The organism is Candidatus Ichthyocystis sparus, assembly GCF_900078745.1.
GTDB classification, from domain to species: Bacteria; Pseudomonadota; Gammaproteobacteria; order Burkholderiales; family 2013Ark19i; genus Ichthyocystis; species Ichthyocystis sparus.
On the sequence record NZ_FKII01000044.1, the window covers coordinates 31,648 to 52,489 of the forward strand.

Sequence of the window (20,842 nt, forward strand, 5' to 3'; positions counted from 1 at the left end):
TCTAAAGTATCTGTTTCGTAGTAGGTATTCTATAGATGCGCAAAGGCTAGGGGAGCTAATAGTAATGGCTAGTTTTTTGCCATTCATAATCTTCAAGCATGCAACAAAAAGCACCTATATCCCTAAAAGAATTGTTGTTCCTATTATTGTGGTTGTTATCCTATCTATAGCATCTGCATTATCTTCTTCATACCCAAGATCTGCTTTTCTAGAAATTGGCTTGATATCAAGCTGTTTCCTGATTATATCTAACGGGGCATATTATTTCTTTCCTCTACACAATCGTGATTCCATGATATGGATTTCTTCCATTATTGTAATAAGCGCATCTTTGGCAATAAAAAATGCCATGGTGGAGTATTTTAGCTGGATAACGCAAAGTGGTAATGATGGCATATTAACTACATTTGATATCGCATACGGGTATTCTAATCCTCGTTTTTTTAACGCCGTTCAGATTATTACTCTATGCTTTTTCCCTTTAATTATCTGCTCATTTTATAAAAGTTCTGTAAAAAAAATATTGATAATAATCAGCAGTATGTACCTATCTATACTTCTTATGACACACGGAAGAGGTGCCTTCATAAGCTGGGTTTCAGTTATTTTTATCACCCATATTGTCTATCGTCAAAAATCAGTTCAGTGGGTTAAAACCAGCTTAATAATACTATTCTGGGGCATTATATTTTACATTTTGCTAACTCAATTTCTTCCCAAATTGTATCACCATAAATATATTACAAACTATGAAACGTTTTGGAGGATAGGACAAAAAGAAGAGAGATTAGAGTTATGGGCAATTTGCCTTAAAATTATGAAGCAACATCCTTGGCTTGGGGTAGGACCAATGGGTCTGAGCAAAAGGGAATATGGAATAAACGGTCATCCTCATAACATAGTGTTACAAATAGCAACAGAGTTAGGAATACCTGCAGCCGTATTAATAATATGGATGGTATTCCTGGCCATATCTGCAGAATTAAGAAAAAGCACAGCAGAGCCCGTACTCTCGATTAGACACATAAGCACAGTTGCTGCTCTCTTAGCAGCCCTTATGTATTCTATGGTTTCTGGAGTAACGATATATCCGGTAGGGCAGACGTGGTTCTTTATGATTTCCGGTTGGGCCTATGCAAACCATGAGCAATTAAGCAGATCAATATACAGCAGCAGGGCAGTAAAAATACCAAAAAGCGTAGTTATATCACTTGTACTAGCATCATCTGCAGCTGTTTTTCAGGGAGTATGGCCGGAAGCTAAAAATATAGACAGCGCACTGGACAAGTACTGTGAAAACAACCCAGTTGAATGTAATCAGAGACGATCCCCTCGCATGTGGTCGGTTGCAGGATTCACGCCTCAACAACCATGGCAATACCCTGACCTCCACCAATACACATTGTTACCAAACCATAACGACCACCGGAGCGCTTAAGTTCATACGCTATCTTAACCATCAATATAGCTCCTGTAGCTGCTATAGGATGTCCCAAAGCGATAGCACCGCCGTTTGGATTTGTCTTGAGTGAATCAAAACCTAAATCACGAGCCACGCATATGCACTGAGCTGCAAATGCTTCATTGGATTCAATAACATCAATATCTTTTAAAGAAAGCTTAGCACGGAACAAAGCCTGTTTAACTGCCTGTATTGGACCAATACCCATGTAATCTGGATCAACTCCAGCATTGCCAATAGAAACTATCCGCAACATAGGATCAACTTTATTATCTCTAACGGCGCTATCAGACATAAGTAGAACTGCAGCAGCCCCATCATTTATTCCTGATGAATTACCAGCCGTAACAGTACCGCCTTTCTCAAACAGTGCCTTTAAACTGCTAAGTTGTTCTTTGGTCTGATCGTGACGGATACGTTCATCTTCTTTGAAGATCTTATGTTGGCGTCCATCTTTTATAGCCAATGGAACAATCTGCGTCTCAAAATAGGAATTTCGTTGAGCAGCAGATGCTCTACGCACGCTTTCCATCGAGTACTCATCCAATTCTTCACGAGTTAAATTGTATCGGCGAACCAAGTTTTCTGCTGTAACACCCATATGAATGATTTTGAATGGATCGTGTAATGCTGCAAGCACCATATCATTTACAGATGCATCACCCATACGCTGTCCCCAGCGCAATGATGGAACTATAAAGCCGCCACGACTCATGGACTCAGCACCACCAGCAATAGAAACTGACACATCTCCTATACAAATATGCATAGCTGCTGTAGCTATGGCATGTAGTCCAGAGCCACACAACCTATTTAAAGTTATAGCAACAGAATCGTGAGACAGCCCTGCAGAAATAGCGGCATATCGTGACAGATAAACGTCTATGGGTTCAGTGGTAATAACATTGCCCATGATCACTTGTTCAACTATGGAAGGATCAACACTAGCCCGCTTAACTACTTCTTTAATAACTTCAGTAGCCAAAGCAGTTGGTGAAAAATCCTTTAGAGAACCACCAAAAGAACCTATGGCAGTACGAACACCACTTACAACCCAAACATTACGTCCAGTAAACACAAACCCCCCCCTTACATCCAACAGTATAACGGCAGAAGGAAGGTATCATACTACCGGGCATAACAAAACGTACAGCAGGCCGCAATAGAATACAGGCTTTACTTTGTATTGGAACTTATTTAGTCTTAACCAAATATCTAGCAAAAAATTAACACTATCACTTGATATAACGCCAAGTAGTGTTTGACTGATTATCTTCAAGTACAACTCCCAAAGAAAGGAGTTCTTGGCGAATACGATCGGCCTCATCCCAATCTTTATTCTCACGGGCAAGAGAGCGTTTTTCAACAAGATCCTCAATAAGACTACTATTCACATCTGTAACTTTAGATTTGTATCCCAAAAACTCTCCTGGATTAAGGTATAGTAGGCCAATCGATCTTCCTAAAAATCTAAGTACACTAGATAGTTCGCTACTTGACAATCTATGGATCTCATTTGCTAACTCGAACAGTACAGAAAATGCTTCTGGGGTAGAAAAATCTTGATTCATTGCTTTAACAAAACGTGCTACATAAGAATTACTGTAATCAAAATTCTCAGGATTAAAAGAGGGCGGATAAGAATATAAAGCACGGTATAGGCGTACTAATGCTTCACGTGATTCAACCAAAGATGAATCTGAGTAATCTATAGAGCTCCTGTAGTGGGACTTTAATAAGAAAAATCTTAGCACCTCTGCATCATATTTTCTGATAAGATCTCTGATGGTATAGAAATTTCCCAATGATTTAGCCATCTTTTGCTTATCAACACGAATAAACCCATTATGCATCCAGTAACGTGCAAACTTTCCTGATGAGTACATACGAGATTGAGCAATTTCATTTTCGTGATGTGGAAACTGAAGATCTGCTCCACCACCGTGGATATCGAATGTATCACCTAGATAATGCAGGCTCATAGCTGAACATTCAATATGCCATCCTGGCCTGCCTTCTCCCCAAGGAGAATCCCATGATGGTTCACCAGGCTTAGCTCTCTTCCACAATACAAAATCACATGGACCACGCTTATCTTTATCCATTTCAACACGATGGACAGCGTTTAGTTGCTCTAAAGTATGTCCAGATAAACAGCCATAATCTTTAAATGAAGCTACAGAGAAACACACATCACCAGAAGGGGTACAGTAGGCAGCTCCCTTTTCTATCAAAGCACTGATCATTTTCAACATATCTGGAACAAATAGAGTAGCTCTTGGTTCTACAGATGGAGGTAGTATCCCCAAATTATCACAATCACTATGCATTGCCTCTATAAAAAAGGATGTAATCTCATCCACAGAACATCCTCTTTCATGGGCACGATCAATAATTTTGTCATCTATGTCAGTAATGTTACGTACAAAGTAAACATCATAAGATAAGCATCGCAACCAGCGTACAACCATGTCAAAGACCATGAAAACACGTGCGTGCCCTAAATGACAGTAGTCATAAACAGTCATGCCACAAACATAAAGACCAACTCTATTTTCCCGTTGTGGGTAAAAGGGCTCTATACGATTAGATAGAGTGTTGTAAATATGCAGGTTTCGATACATTCATCAGCCCCATAAAAGTTGGCTTAACAATTGTTTAAAGGCACATTGTAACAGGTCAACAGTACTAAAAACATGGGTTAATTATTCAAATTTCAGTTGCCTAACCAACTAATTTATGTTAATTATTTTACATGTTTTATGAGAAATATTTTAGGTATTTGGGGCAGATTTGTTATTGCGCTTAATATTTGACGGTAAGAATAGGTTTTGCCATCGTCATTACTTGGAATAAAACTTACTAGCACAAAGAACTCAGTGATGATCCAATCAGAACAATCAATTAACAAGTATCTACATAACAGGTCGTATAGCCTTTTTTTATCTGACCTTAATCTTTGCGAATCAAGACCTGAAGTCTACCAGCTGTTCATGCGTTTTATGAATTCAGAACTTGCCAAGAACGCGGAGAAGATATTTATTCTGGGCAATTTATTTAACATGTGGATTGGTGATGATGATCTTAGTAACTCATGGCCAGCCAAAGTTGCTCATATGTTAGCAATGCTATCGTCTAAGGAGGTATCTGTAAACATAATGGTTGGCAATCATGACTTCTTACTAGGACAGGAATTTTGTAACGCTGTTGGAGCTACTTTACTTTCAGACCCTCAATGTATAGATCTTTATGGAGTAAAAACCCTTATTACACATGGTGATTCTCTGTGTACTGACGACATTGAATATCAGATATTCCGAAACCGTATACGTCAATCTAGATGGAAGCGTGAATTTCTTAGTCAACCCAGTATGATTCGTAGGGCTATTAATAAACAATTACGAACCCACCACGATAATGCCTTAAAGAAAAAACCAGAAGAGTATCTAGACGTTAATCAGAACACTGTATTCGAGATACTATCGGAGACAAAGGCTCAGAGAATTATTCACGGATATACCAATAAGCCTGGAATACACAACCATATTTTTGAAGGAAGGGTCGTACGGAGATGGGTTCTTCAAAATTGGGATGTTTCTGAAGATACATCTCATGCAGGAACATTGATAGTATCTGAAAAAGAGTGTTATGGGTACAATTTTTCTGGAAAGAGCACTGAAATAAACGAGGCTGCAGTTTAGCAAATATCTCTTTTTTTGCGTTCCATCTCATTACGATACTTACTCAAAAAGTGCTTACAGTGCTTTGCTAAATTAAAATCAAAGAAATCATTAAATATTTGCACATGATCTCTAGTAACACTATCATATAGGACTTGTTCTTTACTTTTGCTTACATCTGGAATTATGTTATTTCTACTAAAAATATCATCCAATATTTTCCAAAACACAGAAAATAAAAAATAGATCTTCTGTAGAGCAGCGCTGCCTCTCTTATCTTCTGCAGTATCTAGATACACTTTTTTCATAAGAGAACGTAATAATGAAATATTATCACCATAAAAATTTTGTATAGCTTGTCTCAATAAACCTTCTTTTTTTGAGGAAATATTATTAGATAACAAATTATTTATAAATAACTGAAAACTAGATGATTCTCCAGAGTGAAGGGTTTTATTAACCAAAATAAAAAAGGAATATGATTTCTTTATTTCTTCTGCAGCAATCACTGAAAACCCAACAAAGTCCGAAGAATTGTTTCTCGATAGAGATAACAAAAGATCATCCAAAGTTACTGTAATGCCATCAAATACTGATTTCTGTCTAGCCAAAATTGCTTCAAGAAACTTCTCCTCAAGCACCTCTAATCCTCCCTTACGGGACATTAGATTCATTTCCATAAGCAAATGAAGCGGCATAGTAGACAAAAAAGTTGGATTGATAACAAACCTATGAGACAACATATGGTTAATTTTATTTACAATCTCTACTGGAATTTTATATCCAGTACTAGATGAATATGAATTAATATCATCCTTAATTTTACAAAAAGTACCAATATTGTTAATACAACTTTTGAATAATTCTGTATCTCCATTTTCTCTAAAAAATAGTTTTAATTCACTAACGCACAAATCCATACGTTGTATCATTTCATAAAAAAACAGTTCAGCATCACCAGTTATGCTATTAGAAGTATCTAATAGTACTTTACTAAAATATTTCCAAAAAGAGCTTACATCTGCACTTAATCCATAGGCTAGCAAATCATCACAAAGCATTATCATAGCAACAAAAAAGTTTTCTAAATCATGAGAAAAATCTTTCATGCTCAAAAAAACTTTCTTAATTATCAATTTGGAAAAATCGATACCTTTAACAATATCCCTTCTGGAATCAAGGTTAAATCTTTCCAGGAACAAAAGTAGAAAAACTTTCCTGATAAAATTATCTGAAGCATTAGGTCCAAAAATATAGTGAAAAATGCTATCAAAACGGTTTATAGCACTACCGGCATCAAGTCCTTGAATGGTACTGCTATCAAAATTAGAGCTAAAAGAAAAAGAAAACCTCTCAAACAATGCGTATGCTTTTCTATGAAATGAGAGATCATTAACTAAATTTGTTCTAGATTTAGTTTCTTTATTTAAAACCCCTAATAAAAAATCTAATCCTATTACTTTACATATATTTTTCAATAATTGTATGTCTGATAAGCCAATTAGTGGAGAAAATTTCGTTTCTGCAGACAAAAAATCAATCTGATACAATATATGTGCAGTTTTTTGGGTAACTTCGTCAATAATATTAAAATTAGATAAAACCACGTGGTAGTAGTATAGTATGGATAATGTTCTTATAAAGTGCATATCTACTGATAAAAAAGTACTATCAATTATGCTGGAAAACCCATTGTTACAATATTCGATTAATTCATCAACCAATCTTTTTTCTTTATATTCTATATGCCCCTTAAAATTTAATAATTTTATTTCTCTGGACAATCTTATCCAAAATTTATCATCGCAGTAAAAAATAAATTTTGGATACTCTCCAGAGTTAACATCGGAAATAAATTTTTCTAAAATTAAGTCATTATATGATGAAGTGTGGGATGTATCATTTTTAGCTAAAAACATTAGCTTAGCTAGAGCTGCTATTGGGACAAATTCAAAGAAATTTTCTTTCAGTTCTATAGGCAGGCAAGTAAAAACATAAAAAAACAGTAACGCTGACACTGTATCATGATCATTTTTATGATGAAATATATCTTCACAAATATTCCTGATATTAGAATCAATTTTTGCCACTATATCTTTGTAATGGCTATTACTTGCTTCCTTTTGATATTCTTCGATAAAAAAAGATATATTGTTTTTTACAATTTCTATAGATACAAGTAATACTAACTGATAAATGCCATTAAAAATATCTACCAGCTTATCATTTTTAGTCGCATGGTATCTAACCAAGGATAGTAGTATACCAAGGGAAGAAAATGGAACTTCCTTGTATATAAAACTCCAATCTTCTCTTTTAGATTTACTATCCTCTATGGTTTTAAGGTAATTACAGAAAAAATTAATCCAAGCATCAAATATATGGTCATGGAAAGACTTAAGGGACATGTAATCTTGTTTGTATTGCCATTCAAATAAATCAAGATGAATCTTATATAAACCTGTGCCTACCATGATCAAATCACGAAGCGAGAGTTTGCGCCAATGAAGCAAACATCTATTGCTAATAACATCTAAACCAGAAACTCCATCTATGCGAAAGGGAGAAAAAATTACATGAGCATTTTTCAAATGATAAAGTATCAGTTCATCATAATACTTACCGTAAGCATCTGGAATACAAGAACCAAAAAGGTTACCTAAAGCAAAGCTAAATTGAGAAAAAAATACAGACAACTCGCGTATGAAACCCACCCTATCCTTGAGGATGGTAGGAGAAGAAGAAACATTCAAAAAATGACTGGTATCAAATTTATCTGGAACATTAATGCCACCAGATACTCCAGTTTTATGATCAAACCTACCTAATGGAGAATCGCCAAAATCCAGCCCAACAACCTGAAGAACACCGAAGATCTTGGTGGATCCCATAGAGAAACCTCGTCACTATAATATCAGTAAGAACGAGGCATCATTTTGACGCAAAAAAAGCCACCACTAAAATTACTCAGGTCTATGGAAAGGAATTTATAAAATCATTTTCAAGAAAAAAAATCCTTAACTTTACTAAACCATGAAGCCGCCTTAGGCATATGTCGTTTAGAATCCTTGGAACTAATCTCATCAAACTCCTGTAATAATTCTTTTTGGCGATCAGTTAGGCTAACTGGAGTTTCGATGTAGACATGGCAATGCAAATCACCGGGAACAAGACTATTTACACCCTTGACGCCTTTTGAGCGCAGACGAAACACCTGTCCAGACTGAGTTTCAGGAGGAATTTTCAGCATAGCTGAACCTGAGAGAATAGGAATTTCGATCTCTCCGCCCAAGGCAGCAGTAGCTATGGTTATTGGCATCTCACAGTGCAAATCGTCACCATCTCGCTCAAAAATAGGGTGCGGTGCCAAATTAACCTTAACGTACAAATCGCCAGGAGGAGCTCCATGAGAACCGGCTTCACCTTGTCCTGACAATCGTATATGATCTTTGTTATTAATCCCAGCTGGAATATCTATAGAAATAGTTTTCTTCTTACGAACACATCCTTGCCCATGACAAGAACGACAAGGATTAGTAACAATAAATCCCGCACCCTGACAATGGGGACAGGTCTGCTGCACAGTAAAAAACCCCTGAGACATACGAATCTGCCCAGAACCATTGCAGTGCTTGCATGTCTTTTTGTCGCTACCTGCTGCAACCCCACTACCATTACAGGAGTCGCACTGGCTAGTAATGGGTAGAACAACTTCTTTTTTTACCCCTCGGGCTGATTCTTCCAAGGTAATGGTCATGCTATACTGCAAATCGGCGCCTTTGGCTCTGCTAGAAGAGGATCCGCGAGAACCAAAGATATCCCCGAAAATATCTCCAAAAGCATCAGCAAATGAGTCAAATCCCCCTCCAGTAAACGATGTCCCGGAGCCAGCGGCTCCGCCGCCTAAACCAGCATGCCCGAACTGATTATAAGCTGCCCTCTTCTTTGGATCAGAAAGAACCTCATATGCTTCCTTTATACTCTTAAATCGCTCTTCAACAGTCTTGTCATCCGGATTACGATCTGGATGATACTTCATAGCCAAACGGCGATATGCCTTTTTAATATCAGCTTCAGAGGCATCCCTAGACACCTCTAAAACTTCGTAATAATCTCTCTTCGTCATGATGCCCTATTCATATTCACACAAAAAGGAGATGCGAAACAATCGCACCTCCATAATTATCAAGAAATATTCACACAAAAATTATTTTTTATCTTCAGCTGAAGGATCAACTTCGCTAAACTGAGCATCAACAACATTAGCCTCATCTTTGCTTTGAGATTTATCATCGGAAGGTGCAGCAGATGCTTTCTGTTGATCCGCGTAGATCATTTCCCCTAATTTTTGAGAAGCTTTACCTAGGGACTCAAACTGAGATCTAATGTCGTCTATTTTGCCGGACTTAGACACTTCTTCAGATTTTTTAAGCTCAGACTCTATTTTTTCCTTATCCTCTGCTGGAATCTTATCACCATACTCGGACATAGACTTACCAACACTGTGAATCAGCCCATCCAAATCGTTACGTGCTTTAGCTAATTCAACTATGCGTCTATCTTCATCTGCGTTAGCTTCAGCATCCTTAATCATGCGTTCAACTTCCTCATCTGAGAGACCAGAGTTAGCACGAATGGTTATCTTATTTTCCTTACCAGTAACTTTATCTTTAGCAGATACATTCATAATACCATTAGCATCAACGTCGAATGTAACTTCAATTTGAGGCATACCCCTAGGGGATGGCGGAATTCCTTCTAAATTAAACTCACCCAACAATTTATTTGAGGCTGCAAGATCACGTTCTCCTTGAAGAACTTTTACTGTAACTGCGGGTTGATTATCCTCTGCAGTTGAAAATACTTGCGAAGCGCGCGTGGGAATGGTTGTATTCTTCATTATGAGCTTTGTCATAACGCCACCCATAGTTTCTATACCTAAAGAAAGGGGCGTCACATCTAATAGCAAAACATCCCGAACATCCCCCCGCAAAACAGCACCCTGAATTGCGGCACCTATAGCTACAGCTTCATCAGGATTAACATCTCTGCGTGGATCAGTGGAGAAAAACTCCTTAACTACCTCTTGAACCTTAGGCATCCTGGTTTGCCCACCAACCAGTATCACGTCAGAAATTTGCCCAGCTGACAGACTTGCGTCCTTCAGAGCAACACGACATGGTTCGATAGTTCTATCTACCAAGTCTGATACAAGGGACTCAAACTTAGCCCTTGTAATCTTGATAGCCATATGTTTGGGCCCAGAACTATCCATAGTAATATATGGCAGATTAATATCTGTTTGCTGAGATGAAGAAAGCTCTATTTTGGCTTTTTCAGCGGCCTCTTTCAGTCTTTGCAAAGCCATAACATCTTTTTTCAAATCTACGCCTTGATCTTTCTTGAACTCCTCCACCAAGAAATCTATCAATCGTTGATCAAAGTCCTCTCCACCCAAGAAGGTATCACCATTAGTGGATAACACCTCAAATTGATACTCACCATCCACCTCTGCTATGTCTATTATAGAGACATCAAAGGTCCCACCCCCTAAGTCATAAACAGCAATTCTACGGTCACCGGATACACCTGATTCCTTTTTATCCAGGCCAAAAGCCAGGGCGGCTGCAGTAGGCTCATTAATTATCCTCTTAACATCAAGACCGGCAATCTTACCTGCATCCTTAGTTGCTTGGCGCTGTGCGTCATTAAAGTAAGCAGGAACTGTAATAACTGCCTCACTAACTTCACATCCCAGATAGTCTTCAGCTGCTTTTTTCATTTTTCTCAAAACTTCGGCAGAAACTTGCGGCGGAGCAAACTGCTTATCCCCAGCCATAACCCACGCATCCCCGTTGTCAGCAGCAACAATCTTGTACGGCATTAACTCTATATCTCGCTGAACCTCTTTGTCCTCAAACCTTCTACCTATCAATCTCTTAGCAGCAAAAATAGTATTTCTAGGGTTAGTAACGGCCTGTCTCTTAGCTGGCACCCCAACTAAAACTTCCCCATCAGGCATATAAGAAATCGTAGAAGGAGTAGTACGCGAACCCTCTGAGTTTTCAATAACTTTAACCTTACCACCTTCCATAACCGCAACACAGGAGTTGGTAGTACCTAAGTCAATACCAATAATCTTGTCTGACTTTGATTTCGACATAACTATCACCTATAAAAAAATCGTTGACCTACCATAAAAACTTCCAATTTGGGATAAAAGAACACATCTGCAACTGCTAAAAAATCAGTAAGCTATGTATCCTCAGAAACAGACTCCTTAGAAACCACGACCAACGCAGCCCTAATCACCCTATCATGCAAGCGGTACCCCTTCTGCAAAACTCGCAAAACATGGTTGGGGGGCACAGTATCAGATACCTCAGTAGACATAGCCTGATGGCAATTAGGATCAAACTTCTCATTGACAGGATCAATAGCTGAAATTCCCATTTCAGTAAACAACTTAAGAAACTGCTTATAGGTCATATCTACACCGCCTAGTAAAGTCTCAAGGGTCTGTGATTCAACCCCCAAAGCCATTTCTAGGCTATCGCATATAGGCAGCAAAGAACGAGCAACACCTTCAAGGCCAAACAACCTGGCCTTTGCCAATTCATCTCTGGAGCGGCGATGGATATTCTCCACTTCCGCTTGAGCTCGCAGATACTTATCCCTCATATCTTCTAATTCTACAGAACAATCCCTGTTAACCTCATCTGGCGAAAACTCACCCTCACCCTTATCATCTTCAATTCCATCTTCTAGAGAAGATTTATCAACAACCTCTTCTAAATCTTGAGTAGACGAATCCATAGTCCTCCCAGAAAGTACTTAAAAAAACACCTTACTGAGATCTAAATATAGTATGAAATTACAAATTTTCAAGAGATTTAAGAAGATCAAAGCAACTACTATCTTGGCCAATAAAAAAATATATTCGCCGAATTAAGGGTCAGATAGTCACCATCAAAGAGACGATATAGCTCTCCTACATTACATTTTGCGCCGTTAAGTAGGGGCAATTCTGGTCCCTTCAAACACTCAAGCCAATAGCCAGAAACATCATAAGTAACGGTAAAGACACATTTGTTAGAAGCTCCAACTTTTACATATGGTTTGTTTAGGGACAATCGCCTTTCTGGAAAATTTTTATTTGATGGTTTAACAATCAGTGTTGCCCAATTTTCTGGGGCCCCAATCCATTCATCACTCTCTCTGAGTTCCAATATATCTTCTTTATGAGCAACCTCAACGGCTTCTGAAGTATATGCACTAACATCTGAAACCGACGCATCAACATCTGAAATAGACGCACTAACGTCTGGAACCGACGCACTAATATCTTTAGCTACATCACTTTCATAAGCTGCAGGATCAACAACTCCAGATTTATCAGATGAATCCAATGACAGTGATAGTGACTCCAACCAATCACTACCTGAAATATTAGAATTTAGGTTATGAACAGACGGTTCTGGTTCTACATAGGAACTCTTAGTTGGCGTATTAGGAAATTCAAGACGAATAACACTATTACCTAACCTTATAACATCATCGGGCTTAATACGCGTGAATGACACCAATTTGTCATTAATAAAAGTACCATTAGTACTACTTAGGTCCTTAATATAATGTCCAGAAAAAGTAGAATGAATCTCAGCATGGTAACCACTAACACTTGGGTCACTCAAAATGCAATCATTGCCATGGCGACGTCCAACCCTAATACAGTCCTTATTCACCAATATTGACCTAACTGCTACTCCATTTTTTTCCAAAATAATCATTGCCATAGATCACCCTCCACGTAATCATATATTTTTTTCTTTTCTAGTAAGAATTGTTATCAAGTAGCGAGCAGCGGTTAACAAAATAGCGCAAGTTATAGGGATAGCCCATTTAACAGGGGGGTATCTTGAAACAAATTCTTTAATAAATACATCTCCCGCAATAAGCATGCCTCCGATAAATCCTAAGAAAGCTACGCCTATCCAAAAAACAAAACGGTACCTGTTCAATAAACTTATAAAAAAATTGCTAAAAAACAGCATCATAGGAATGCTTGCAACCACACCAAAAATAAGGAGAAACCTATTGCCATTAGCAATAGAGGCAACTCCTATAACGTTATCTATACTCATTATGAAATCAGCAAACACAATCTTTCGTATGGCGCTAAAGAATCCACCTTTGTTATCAGATTTTTCTAAAGAAGTATCTTCTGGTAGTGATGAGGTGAAGGGGCTAAAAGACATACCGATTGCTAACAGAGACAAACCACCTATAGCACTCAATCCTGGGTATGATAAGAGAGAATCTACGACAAAAAGGGATAAAATACGCACTACCACAGCAATGCCAACGCCCAAGCGCACACAAAAAGTGCGCTGTTTAGGCGGTAAGTGACTGCATATCATAGCAATTACTGCAGCATTATCACCTGACAACAACAAATCGATGAAAAGAATTTCTAAGACTGAAACAGCATAATGCATAGAGAAAACAACCCCCATGGAGTTGCTTCAATTCTATAACGACCTACACAAAACTATAGCAACAGCTTGGATACTAGAGGTGTCTTTAAAGGAGATGTTAGAGAACGGACTTCAACAAAAGCCCTACTTCTGCAGGATTTTTAGTTACCTTAATGCCACAACTCTCCATGCACTCAATCTTTGAGGAAGCAGTACCAAATCCACCAGAGACTATAGCACCAGCATGACCCATTCTCCTGCCGGGAGGAGCGGTAACTCCGGCAATAAAACCTACCACGGGCTTCTTCATATTATCCTTAGCCCACAAAGCGGCATCTTCCTCGTCTCTACCACCAATTTCACCTATCATAACAACAGCATCGGTGTCTGGATCGTTATTAAATAACTCCAGAACGTCTTTATGTTTTAATCCACTAATGGGATCACCACCTATGCCAACAGCCGTAGACTGCCCAATACCAAGCGCAGTCAGCTGAGCAACAGCTTCATAAGTGAGCGTACCAGAGCGAGATAGCACGCCAACACGTCCTTTAGTATGAATATGCCCAGGCATTATGCCAATCTTCAATTCATCAGGAGTAATAACTCCAGGACAGTTAGGTCCAACCAGAAATGTCCTGGAAGCACGCTGACGCATAACACTCCTAACACGGAGCATATCCATAACAGGAATACCCTCAGTAATACAAATCACAAGATCTAGATCAGCCTCAACTGCCTCCAAAATAGCACCCGCTGCTGCTGCTGGGGGAACATAGATTACAGAAACAGTCGCCCCAGTTTGACGTTTCGCTTCGTCAACCGTCGCAAAAATAGGACATCCTTCAAAAAATTGGCCTGCCTTCTGGGGATGAACACCAGCAACAAAACACTTCATGCCGTTAGCATATTCACGACACAATCTTGTATGAAAAGAACCAGTCTTACCAGTTATTCCCTGCGTCAACACCCGAGTACGGGCATTAATTAAAATAGACACAGTACCCCCTCTTTAGATTACTGCCTAACGGCAGACACAATTTTCTGAGCTGCCTCTGACATAGAGCCAGCTAGTATTAGTGACAAACCAGAATCCGAAAGAATTTGATGTCCCAATTTTTCATTAGTACCACTCATCCTAACCACTAGCGGAACAGACAGCGACAGCTCACGGGAGGCCGCAACAAGACCCTCTGCAATAGTGTCACAGTGCATAATGCCACCAAAAATATTGACCAATATGCCCTTAACAGATTTGTTACTCAACATAATTTTAAATGCTTCTGTAACTTTATCACGAGTAGCTCCACCCCCAACATCTAAAAAGTTAGCAGGACTAGCGCCATACAACTTTATAACATCCATTGTAGCCATGGCTAAACCAGCACCGTTTACCAGACATGCTATATCACCATCCAGTGCTATATATGACAATCCAAAGTTAGATGCTCTAACCTCATCTGGATTCTCTTCATCAAGATCACGAAGCTCAACAATGTCCGGCTGACGATATAAGGAGTTATCATCAAAATCTACTTTTGCATCTAAAGCAACCAAGGAACCAGATTTAGTTAATACCAAAGGATTAACTTCCACTAATGAAGCATCCTTCTCACAAAACAATCGAAAAAAATTACCAAACATTTCGAGAGCTTGATCCTCAGCGTTAGTAGGGATATTTAAATCACGACAAAAACGCAAGACTTCATCTTTAGGAAAATCGAGGCCTGGATCTATAAGAAGGCGCTTGATAGCATCAGGCTGAGAATTCGCTACTTCCTCAATATCCATGCCACCTTGAGAGGAAGCAACCATACAGATCTTCTGCGACGGCCGATCAATTAGTAAACTAAAATAATATTCGTGCCCAATATCAACCCCTTCCTCTATAAGAAGACGTCTAACCAACTGTCCTTTGGGAGATGTTTGATGGGTAATTAGATTCATACCCAAAATGCTAGAGGCATATTTACGCACTTCATCAATGGACTTGGCAATCTTTACACCACCAGCCTTACCACGCCCACCAGCATGAATCTGTGCCTTAACAACATATATGGAGCCAGAAAATTTCTCAGCAGCATCAACACTTTCCTCAACGGAAAAGCATGCAAAACCTTTTGGTACCGGAATGCTAAATTGACGAAAGACCTGCTTGGCTTGATATTCATGAATTTTCATTGTAACAACTCCCAGCTCCACAGCAGACACAAAAATAGACGCTCAAAGGTGGCCAGGGGCAGAATTGAACTGCCGACACAAGGATTTTCAGTCCTCTGCTCTACCGACTGAGCTACCCGGCCACGCAAACTACCGATTGTAGGTATACGTGTGCCGCACGTCAACTAAAGAACTTGTAAAGAAAAAATAAACTTCCCTACAAAAAACATAAGTACAAAAATACACATGGTTCAAATTATAAATAACAATTAACAATGAAACTAAACTCTCTGGTCATTAATTGAACACCTCTTAAATGATCTTGAATACAATAAATGAAATTCGTGAGGGAATTTTTTCTATATTATTTTCGCAGTAACTATAAGCACCGTGCCATAGTAAGATTATTTAAAATAGATAACTCATTTACAGTATTTGATAGATATTAACGTACTACTAGCCAAACTAAGTTAAAAGCCATGCCTTCATTAATACATCAATTAATCTATATTAATTTTAAGGCCAATGCCATAAAGTAATATAAATATTAAATTAATTACTTAACAGCATAAAAAAATCCCCATCGCAATTTACGAAGGGGACAATGTGTAGAACATTCACGTGAGGGAAAAATTACATATCCATTCCCATACCGCCCATACCGCCCATGCCACCCATACCACCACCAACAGGAGCTGCAGCAGCTTTCTCCTCTGGTAATTCAGATACCATACATTCAGTTGTAAGCATCAAACCAGCAATCGACGCAGCATTTTGAAGCGCTGTACGAGTAACCTTAGTGGGATCCAAAACACCCATGGATACCATATCACCGTACTCACCGGAAGCAGCGTTATATCCAAAGTTACCTTTTCCTTCCAGAACTTTTGCTATAACAACCGATGGTTCTTCACCAGAGTTAGAAACAATCTGACGAAGAGGCTCTTCTATCGCTCTAAGAACAATACGAACACCGGCATTTTGATCGCTATTAGCACCACAAAGATTAGCTATAGCCTGCTTAGCACGTAACAAAGCTACGCCACCCCCTGCAACAATTCCCTCTTCAACTGCAGCACGTGTTGCATGCAAAGCATCTTCAACCCTAGCCTTTTTCTCTTTCATAGCTAACTCAGTAGCAGCTCCAACACGAATAAGAGCAACACCACCTGCCAACTTAGCACGCCTTTCCTGCAGCTTTTCACGATCATAGTCAGAAGTTGATTCCTCAATCTGAGCACAAATCATTTTCACACGACTTTGGATATCAGAAGCTTGACCGCAGCCATCAATAATGGTCGTAGTCTCTTTTGCTACTTCAACACGTTTAGCTTGACCTAAAGAATCTAAAGTAGCCTTATCCAAAGACATACCCGCATCTGCAGATATAACAACACCACCCGTTAAAACAGCAATATCTTCCAACATAGCCTTACGACGATCACCAAAACCAGGAGCTTTAACAGCACAGGTCTTTAAACTTCCACGTAAATTGTTAACTACCAATGTTGCTAAGGCATCACCGTCAATATCTTCCGTAATGATCAACAGGGGACGACTAGACTTAGCAACCTGTTCCAAAATAGGCAACAAATCACGAATCGAAGAAACTTTTTTATCGTGTAGAAGAATATATGGACTTTCTAAAACAGCCATCTGCTTATCAGAATTGTTAACAAAATAAGGAGACAAATACCCCCTATCAAACTGCATACCTTCAACTATGGCCAACTCATTATCAAGAGACTTACCATCCTCTACAGAGATAACGCCTTCCTGACCAACTTTATCCATGGCTTCTGCAATTATGGCACCAATTGCTTCATCTGAATTAGCTGAAATAGAACCTACTTGTGCAATTTCCTTTGACGTAGAACAAGCCCTAGAGATTCTCTTCAACTCCTCAACAGCAGCCGCAACAGCTTTATCAATGCCCCGCTTCAAGTCCATGGGATTCATACCTGAAGTAACATACTTCATGCCTTCATGAACAATAGACTGGGCAAGAACAGTAGCTGTAGTTGTACCATCGCCGGCAACATCGGAAGTCTTAGATGCAACTTCCTTAACCATCTGCGCTCCCATGTTCATAAAGCGATCTTTCAACTCGATTTCCTTAGCTACCGACACACCATCCTTAGTAACTGTAGGAGCACCAAAGGAGCGCTCGATAACAACATTCCTTCCCTTTGGACCTAAAGTAACTTTCACTGCATTAGCCAAAATATTAATACCATCTACCATCTTGGAACGGCATTCCTGACCAAAACCAACTTGCTTCGCAGCCATACAAAACTCCTATGATTAAGATCTAAGATTATTATCCATCCAGAACCATGCACATAACATCTTCTTCACGCATAACCAATAATTCCTCGCCGTCAATCTTAACTGTCTGGCCAGAGTACTTTCCGAACAAAACTCTATCACCGACCTTAAGAGACATAGCACGTAAACTTCCATCCTCGGCTACCTTTCCGTCACCTACAGATATAACTATCCCTTGATCAGGCTTCTCAGCCGCAGTATCAGGAATCACTATACCTGATGGAGTTTTACGCTCCTCCTCGATACGACGAACTATCAAACGATCACCTAACGGTTTCAACTTCAAAGACATAACAGACCTTTCTTCATAACCTACTGGAAATCCAAATAAACTCAAACTGGAGCAAGAGAGCACGGCCAAGCAATCCCGCTCACCGATTGCTAATGGTAATCACTGATCGATGCTTTTTCAAGGGCAAAAAAGAACAGCGCCAGCTCAAAAATAACAACAGATCAAAAATCACAATGAAAAAAGAATAAGCGGATCAAGAAACTCCGCCAACAACAATTTTGTCAAGTTTCAAGGTAGGTTGGCCAACACCTACCGGAACACTCTGCCCCTCTTTGCCACAGGTACCAACACCACTATCGAGAGACATATCGTTTCCTATCATAGATACGCATTTTAATACATCTGGTCCACTACCAATAAGAGTTGCTCCCTTTACCGGATAGCAAATTTTACCGTTTTCAACCCAATAAGCTTGCGAAGCAGAAAACACAAACTTTCCACTGGTAATATCAACTTGACCACCTTCAAAATATTTGGCATACAAACCGCTCTTTACAGACGATATAATTTCTTCTGGATGGTACTTGCCGTTAACCATGTACGTATTCGTCATGCGAGGCATAGGAAGATGCGCATACGACTCCCTACGTCCATTACCAGTAGGCGAAGCTTTCATGAGACGTGCACTCATTTTATCGTGCATATAATTTTTTAGAACACCATTTTCAATCAAAACCGTGGCTTGAGTTGAAGTGCCTTCATCATCAATATTTAAAGAACCACGACGATTAGCAATAGTGCCATCATCCAAAATTGTTACGCCAGATGTGGCAATAGATTGTCCCATAAGTCCAGAAAAAGCCGAGCTCCCTTTGCGATTAAAATCGCCCTCTAGACAATGACCAATAGCTTCATGCAGCAATATACCAGGCCACCCTGAACCTAAAACTACGGTCATAGGACCAGCAGGAGCCGGGCGAGCAATCAAATTAGTAACAGCTTGAGAAACAGCTGAATCCACATAACCATTCAGCACTTCCTCAGAAAAATAATTACAGCCATACCTTCCACCACCACCAGAACTACCCTGCTCTCTTCTATCACCTTCTTGTGCTACTACTCGTACAGACAGACGCGCCAACGGACGAACATCAGCAACATATACTCCATCTAAACGCGCAATAAGAATTACTTCATGGCAAAAAGCAATAGAGGCCATTACCTCAACAATACGATCATCCTTGGCACGAGCTAGAGCATCAACACGACGGAGAATACCTACCTTTGAGTGATCAGATAGAGAGGAAATAGGATTATCAGCAGAATAAAGCACTGCAGGACGGACCTTAGGGGAAACAGGACCAACAAAAGATGAACCCTGACGTCCTATAGATTTAACAGCGTTCAAGGATTCATTTATTGCTTGCAAAGAGATAACGTCAGAATAAGCCAATGAGGATTTATCATCTCGCACAGCACGCACACCAAACCCTTGGTTAATACTAAAACTACCTGACTTTACTATACCCTCCTCGACCCCCCAACTTTCAAACTGACGAGCCTGAAAATATATATCTGCATCATCAATTTTAGTATCTGCCAACGCATGCAATGTAGAAAAAACTTTGACTCGAGACAAGCCAAAAGGCTCAAGCAAAGTACACTCCGCTAAGGACAATGCAGAATCATCCGACATAAGAAATCCTTTTCCAAACACTCAACGACGCATTGGCAACTTATATCTGAGCGCCATCAAAAATTCCATATCAACAAAAGACGTAACAACAGCCTCATCATCAGTAGAATTACTTAAGATAACACCCCAGGGATCCACAATCATAGAGTGACCCCAAAAATGAGACTGCCCAGTTTTACCAGAACAATTAGCAGCTATCACAAAAGCCTGATTTTCAATGGCTCTGGCACGCAATAATACTTCCCAATGATCCTTTCCAGTCTGATAGCGAAAGGAGGAAGGTACTACAAAAATATCCGCTCTTTGTGCAAGAAACAACTCAGGAAAACGCAAATCATAGCAAATAGCAAAACCCAATCGAGCAAAAGGCGCATCATAGGCAACGGGCATCTCCATTCCTGCAGAAAATCGCTCGAACTCATCCACAACCTGATCACAAAAACGAGCATAAAACAAATTTCTTTTATTGTAGCGTAAGAGAATATCCCCTGAAGGTCCGTATAAAATTAAGGTATTGTTTGGATTATCTTCGCTGTCAACCTTTGTGGGCAACGAGCCACCGACCAACCAACACCCGTAACACGAAGCGAGCCTAGAAAGAAAAGATCGAAGATCATCCAATACATCTAGATCACTATAATCTTCCGCAAAAAGCTCTGGCAAAACAACCAGCAATGCCCCGCTAGATACAGCCTCCGCGACCAAATATTCAACACGCTCCAAAAACTCAACAAACGGTCTAGCTGCAAAATGTCTCTTGATCTGAATTGCCGCTGCTGTAAAACCTCTTTTTTCTTCCAGCATACA

General features: G+C 39.4%; 16 protein-coding genes and 1 tRNA gene. 2 read left to right on the forward strand and 15 right to left on the reverse strand.

Features of this window, described 5'->3' with window-relative positions; genetic code table 11:
• Positions 1-64: 64 nt before the first annotated feature.
• On the forward strand, positions 65-1,438 hold the full coding sequence (locus tag A6733_RS01585) for an O-antigen ligase family protein (protein ID WP_092487499.1): 1,374 nt from the start codon (positions 65-67) through the stop codon (positions 1,436-1,438).
• Here the strand turns inward: A6733_RS01585 and bktB are convergent.
• Together bktB and cysS are read right to left on the reverse strand one after the other, a co-directional pair.
• Complete coding sequence (gene bktB / locus A6733_RS01590; protein WP_092402609.1) at positions 1,356-2,540, reverse strand: beta-ketothiolase BktB; 1,185 nt, start codon at positions 2,538-2,540, stop codon at positions 1,356-1,358. The genes A6733_RS01585 and bktB overlap by 83 nt on opposite strands.
• A 157-nt stretch (positions 2,541-2,697) precedes the next feature.
• Positions 2,698-4,086, reverse strand: a complete 1,389-nt coding sequence (cysS, locus tag A6733_RS01595; protein WP_092402610.1) for a cysteine--tRNA ligase — start codon at positions 4,084-4,086, stop codon at positions 2,698-2,700.
• Between the two features lie 207 nt (positions 4,087-4,293).
• Here cysS and A6733_RS01600 point away from each other — a divergent pair, with 207 nt between their 5' ends.
• Positions 4,294-5,163 carry a UDP-2,3-diacylglucosamine diphosphatase gene (locus A6733_RS01600; RefSeq protein ID WP_139057512.1) on the forward strand — a complete coding sequence of 290 codons (870 nt, stop codon included), beginning with the start codon at positions 4,294-4,296 and terminating at the stop codon, positions 5,161-5,163.
• Here the strand turns inward: A6733_RS01600 and A6733_RS01605 are convergent.
• From A6733_RS01605 to A6733_RS01665, 13 genes are all read right to left on the reverse strand, one after another.
• A complete protein-coding gene (locus tag A6733_RS01605) occupies positions 5,160-8,033 on the reverse strand; it encodes a hypothetical protein (RefSeq protein ID WP_092411229.1) in 2,874 nt (957 codons plus the stop codon). The genes A6733_RS01600 and A6733_RS01605 overlap by 4 nt on opposite strands.
• Before the next feature lie 110 nt (positions 8,034-8,143).
• Positions 8,144-9,268 carry a molecular chaperone DnaJ gene (gene dnaJ, locus A6733_RS01610; protein ID WP_092401417.1) on the reverse strand — a complete coding sequence of 375 codons (1,125 nt, stop codon included), beginning with the start codon at positions 9,266-9,268 and terminating at the stop codon, positions 8,144-8,146.
• A gap of 81 nt (positions 9,269-9,349) precedes the next feature.
• Positions 9,350-11,305 (reverse strand): molecular chaperone DnaK, encoded by a 1,956-nt coding sequence (gene dnaK, locus A6733_RS01615; protein ID WP_092401420.1) that lies wholly within the window; start codon positions 11,303-11,305, stop codon positions 9,350-9,352.
• A 92-nt stretch (positions 11,306-11,397) separates the two neighbouring features.
• Positions 11,398-11,958: a nucleotide exchange factor GrpE gene (gene grpE, locus A6733_RS01620; RefSeq protein ID WP_092401423.1), complete on the reverse strand. Its 561-nt coding sequence runs from the start codon at positions 11,956-11,958 to the stop codon at positions 11,398-11,400.
• 98 nt (positions 11,959-12,056) lie between these two features.
• A complete protein-coding gene (locus A6733_RS01625; protein WP_092401426.1) occupies positions 12,057-12,938 on the reverse strand; it encodes an FHA domain-containing protein in 882 nt (293 codons plus the stop codon).
• Between the two features lie 18 nt (positions 12,939-12,956).
• Complete coding sequence (locus A6733_RS01630; RefSeq protein ID WP_092401429.1) at positions 12,957-13,658, reverse strand: YjbE family putative metal transport protein; 702 nt, start codon at positions 13,656-13,658, stop codon at positions 12,957-12,959.
• Between the two features lie 79 nt (positions 13,659-13,737).
• Complete coding sequence (sucD, locus tag A6733_RS01635; RefSeq protein WP_092401432.1) at positions 13,738-14,619, reverse strand: succinate--CoA ligase subunit alpha; 882 nt, start codon at positions 14,617-14,619, stop codon at positions 13,738-13,740.
• Between the two features lie 17 nt (positions 14,620-14,636).
• A complete protein-coding gene (gene sucC, locus A6733_RS01640) occupies positions 14,637-15,800 on the reverse strand; it encodes an ADP-forming succinate--CoA ligase subunit beta (protein ID WP_092401578.1) in 1,164 nt (387 codons plus the stop codon).
• A gap of 49 nt (positions 15,801-15,849) precedes the next feature.
• Positions 15,850-15,922, reverse strand: a tRNA-Phe gene (locus A6733_RS01645).
• Positions 15,923-16,412: 490 nt separating this feature from the next.
• Positions 16,413-18,068, reverse strand: coding sequence for a chaperonin GroEL (gene groL, locus A6733_RS01650; protein WP_092401435.1), 1,656 nt, complete (start codon positions 18,066-18,068; stop codon positions 16,413-16,415).
• A gap of 31 nt (positions 18,069-18,099) precedes the next feature.
• Positions 18,100-18,393 carry a co-chaperone GroES gene (locus A6733_RS01655; RefSeq protein WP_092401581.1) on the reverse strand — a complete coding sequence of 98 codons (294 nt, stop codon included), beginning with the start codon at positions 18,391-18,393 and terminating at the stop codon, positions 18,100-18,102.
• A gap of 199 nt (positions 18,394-18,592) precedes the next feature.
• Entirely contained in the window at positions 18,593-20,035 is a 1,443-nt protein-coding gene (gene tldD, locus A6733_RS01660; RefSeq protein WP_092401584.1) for a metalloprotease TldD, read from the reverse strand.
• 21 nt (positions 20,036-20,056) lie between these two features.
• The gene (locus A6733_RS01665) at positions 20,057-20,839 is read right to left on the reverse strand and encodes a nitrilase-related carbon-nitrogen hydrolase (protein WP_092401438.1); all 783 of its coding nucleotides are present in this window, start codon (positions 20,837-20,839) and stop codon (positions 20,057-20,059) included.
• Positions 20,840-20,842 lie beyond the last annotated feature (3 nt).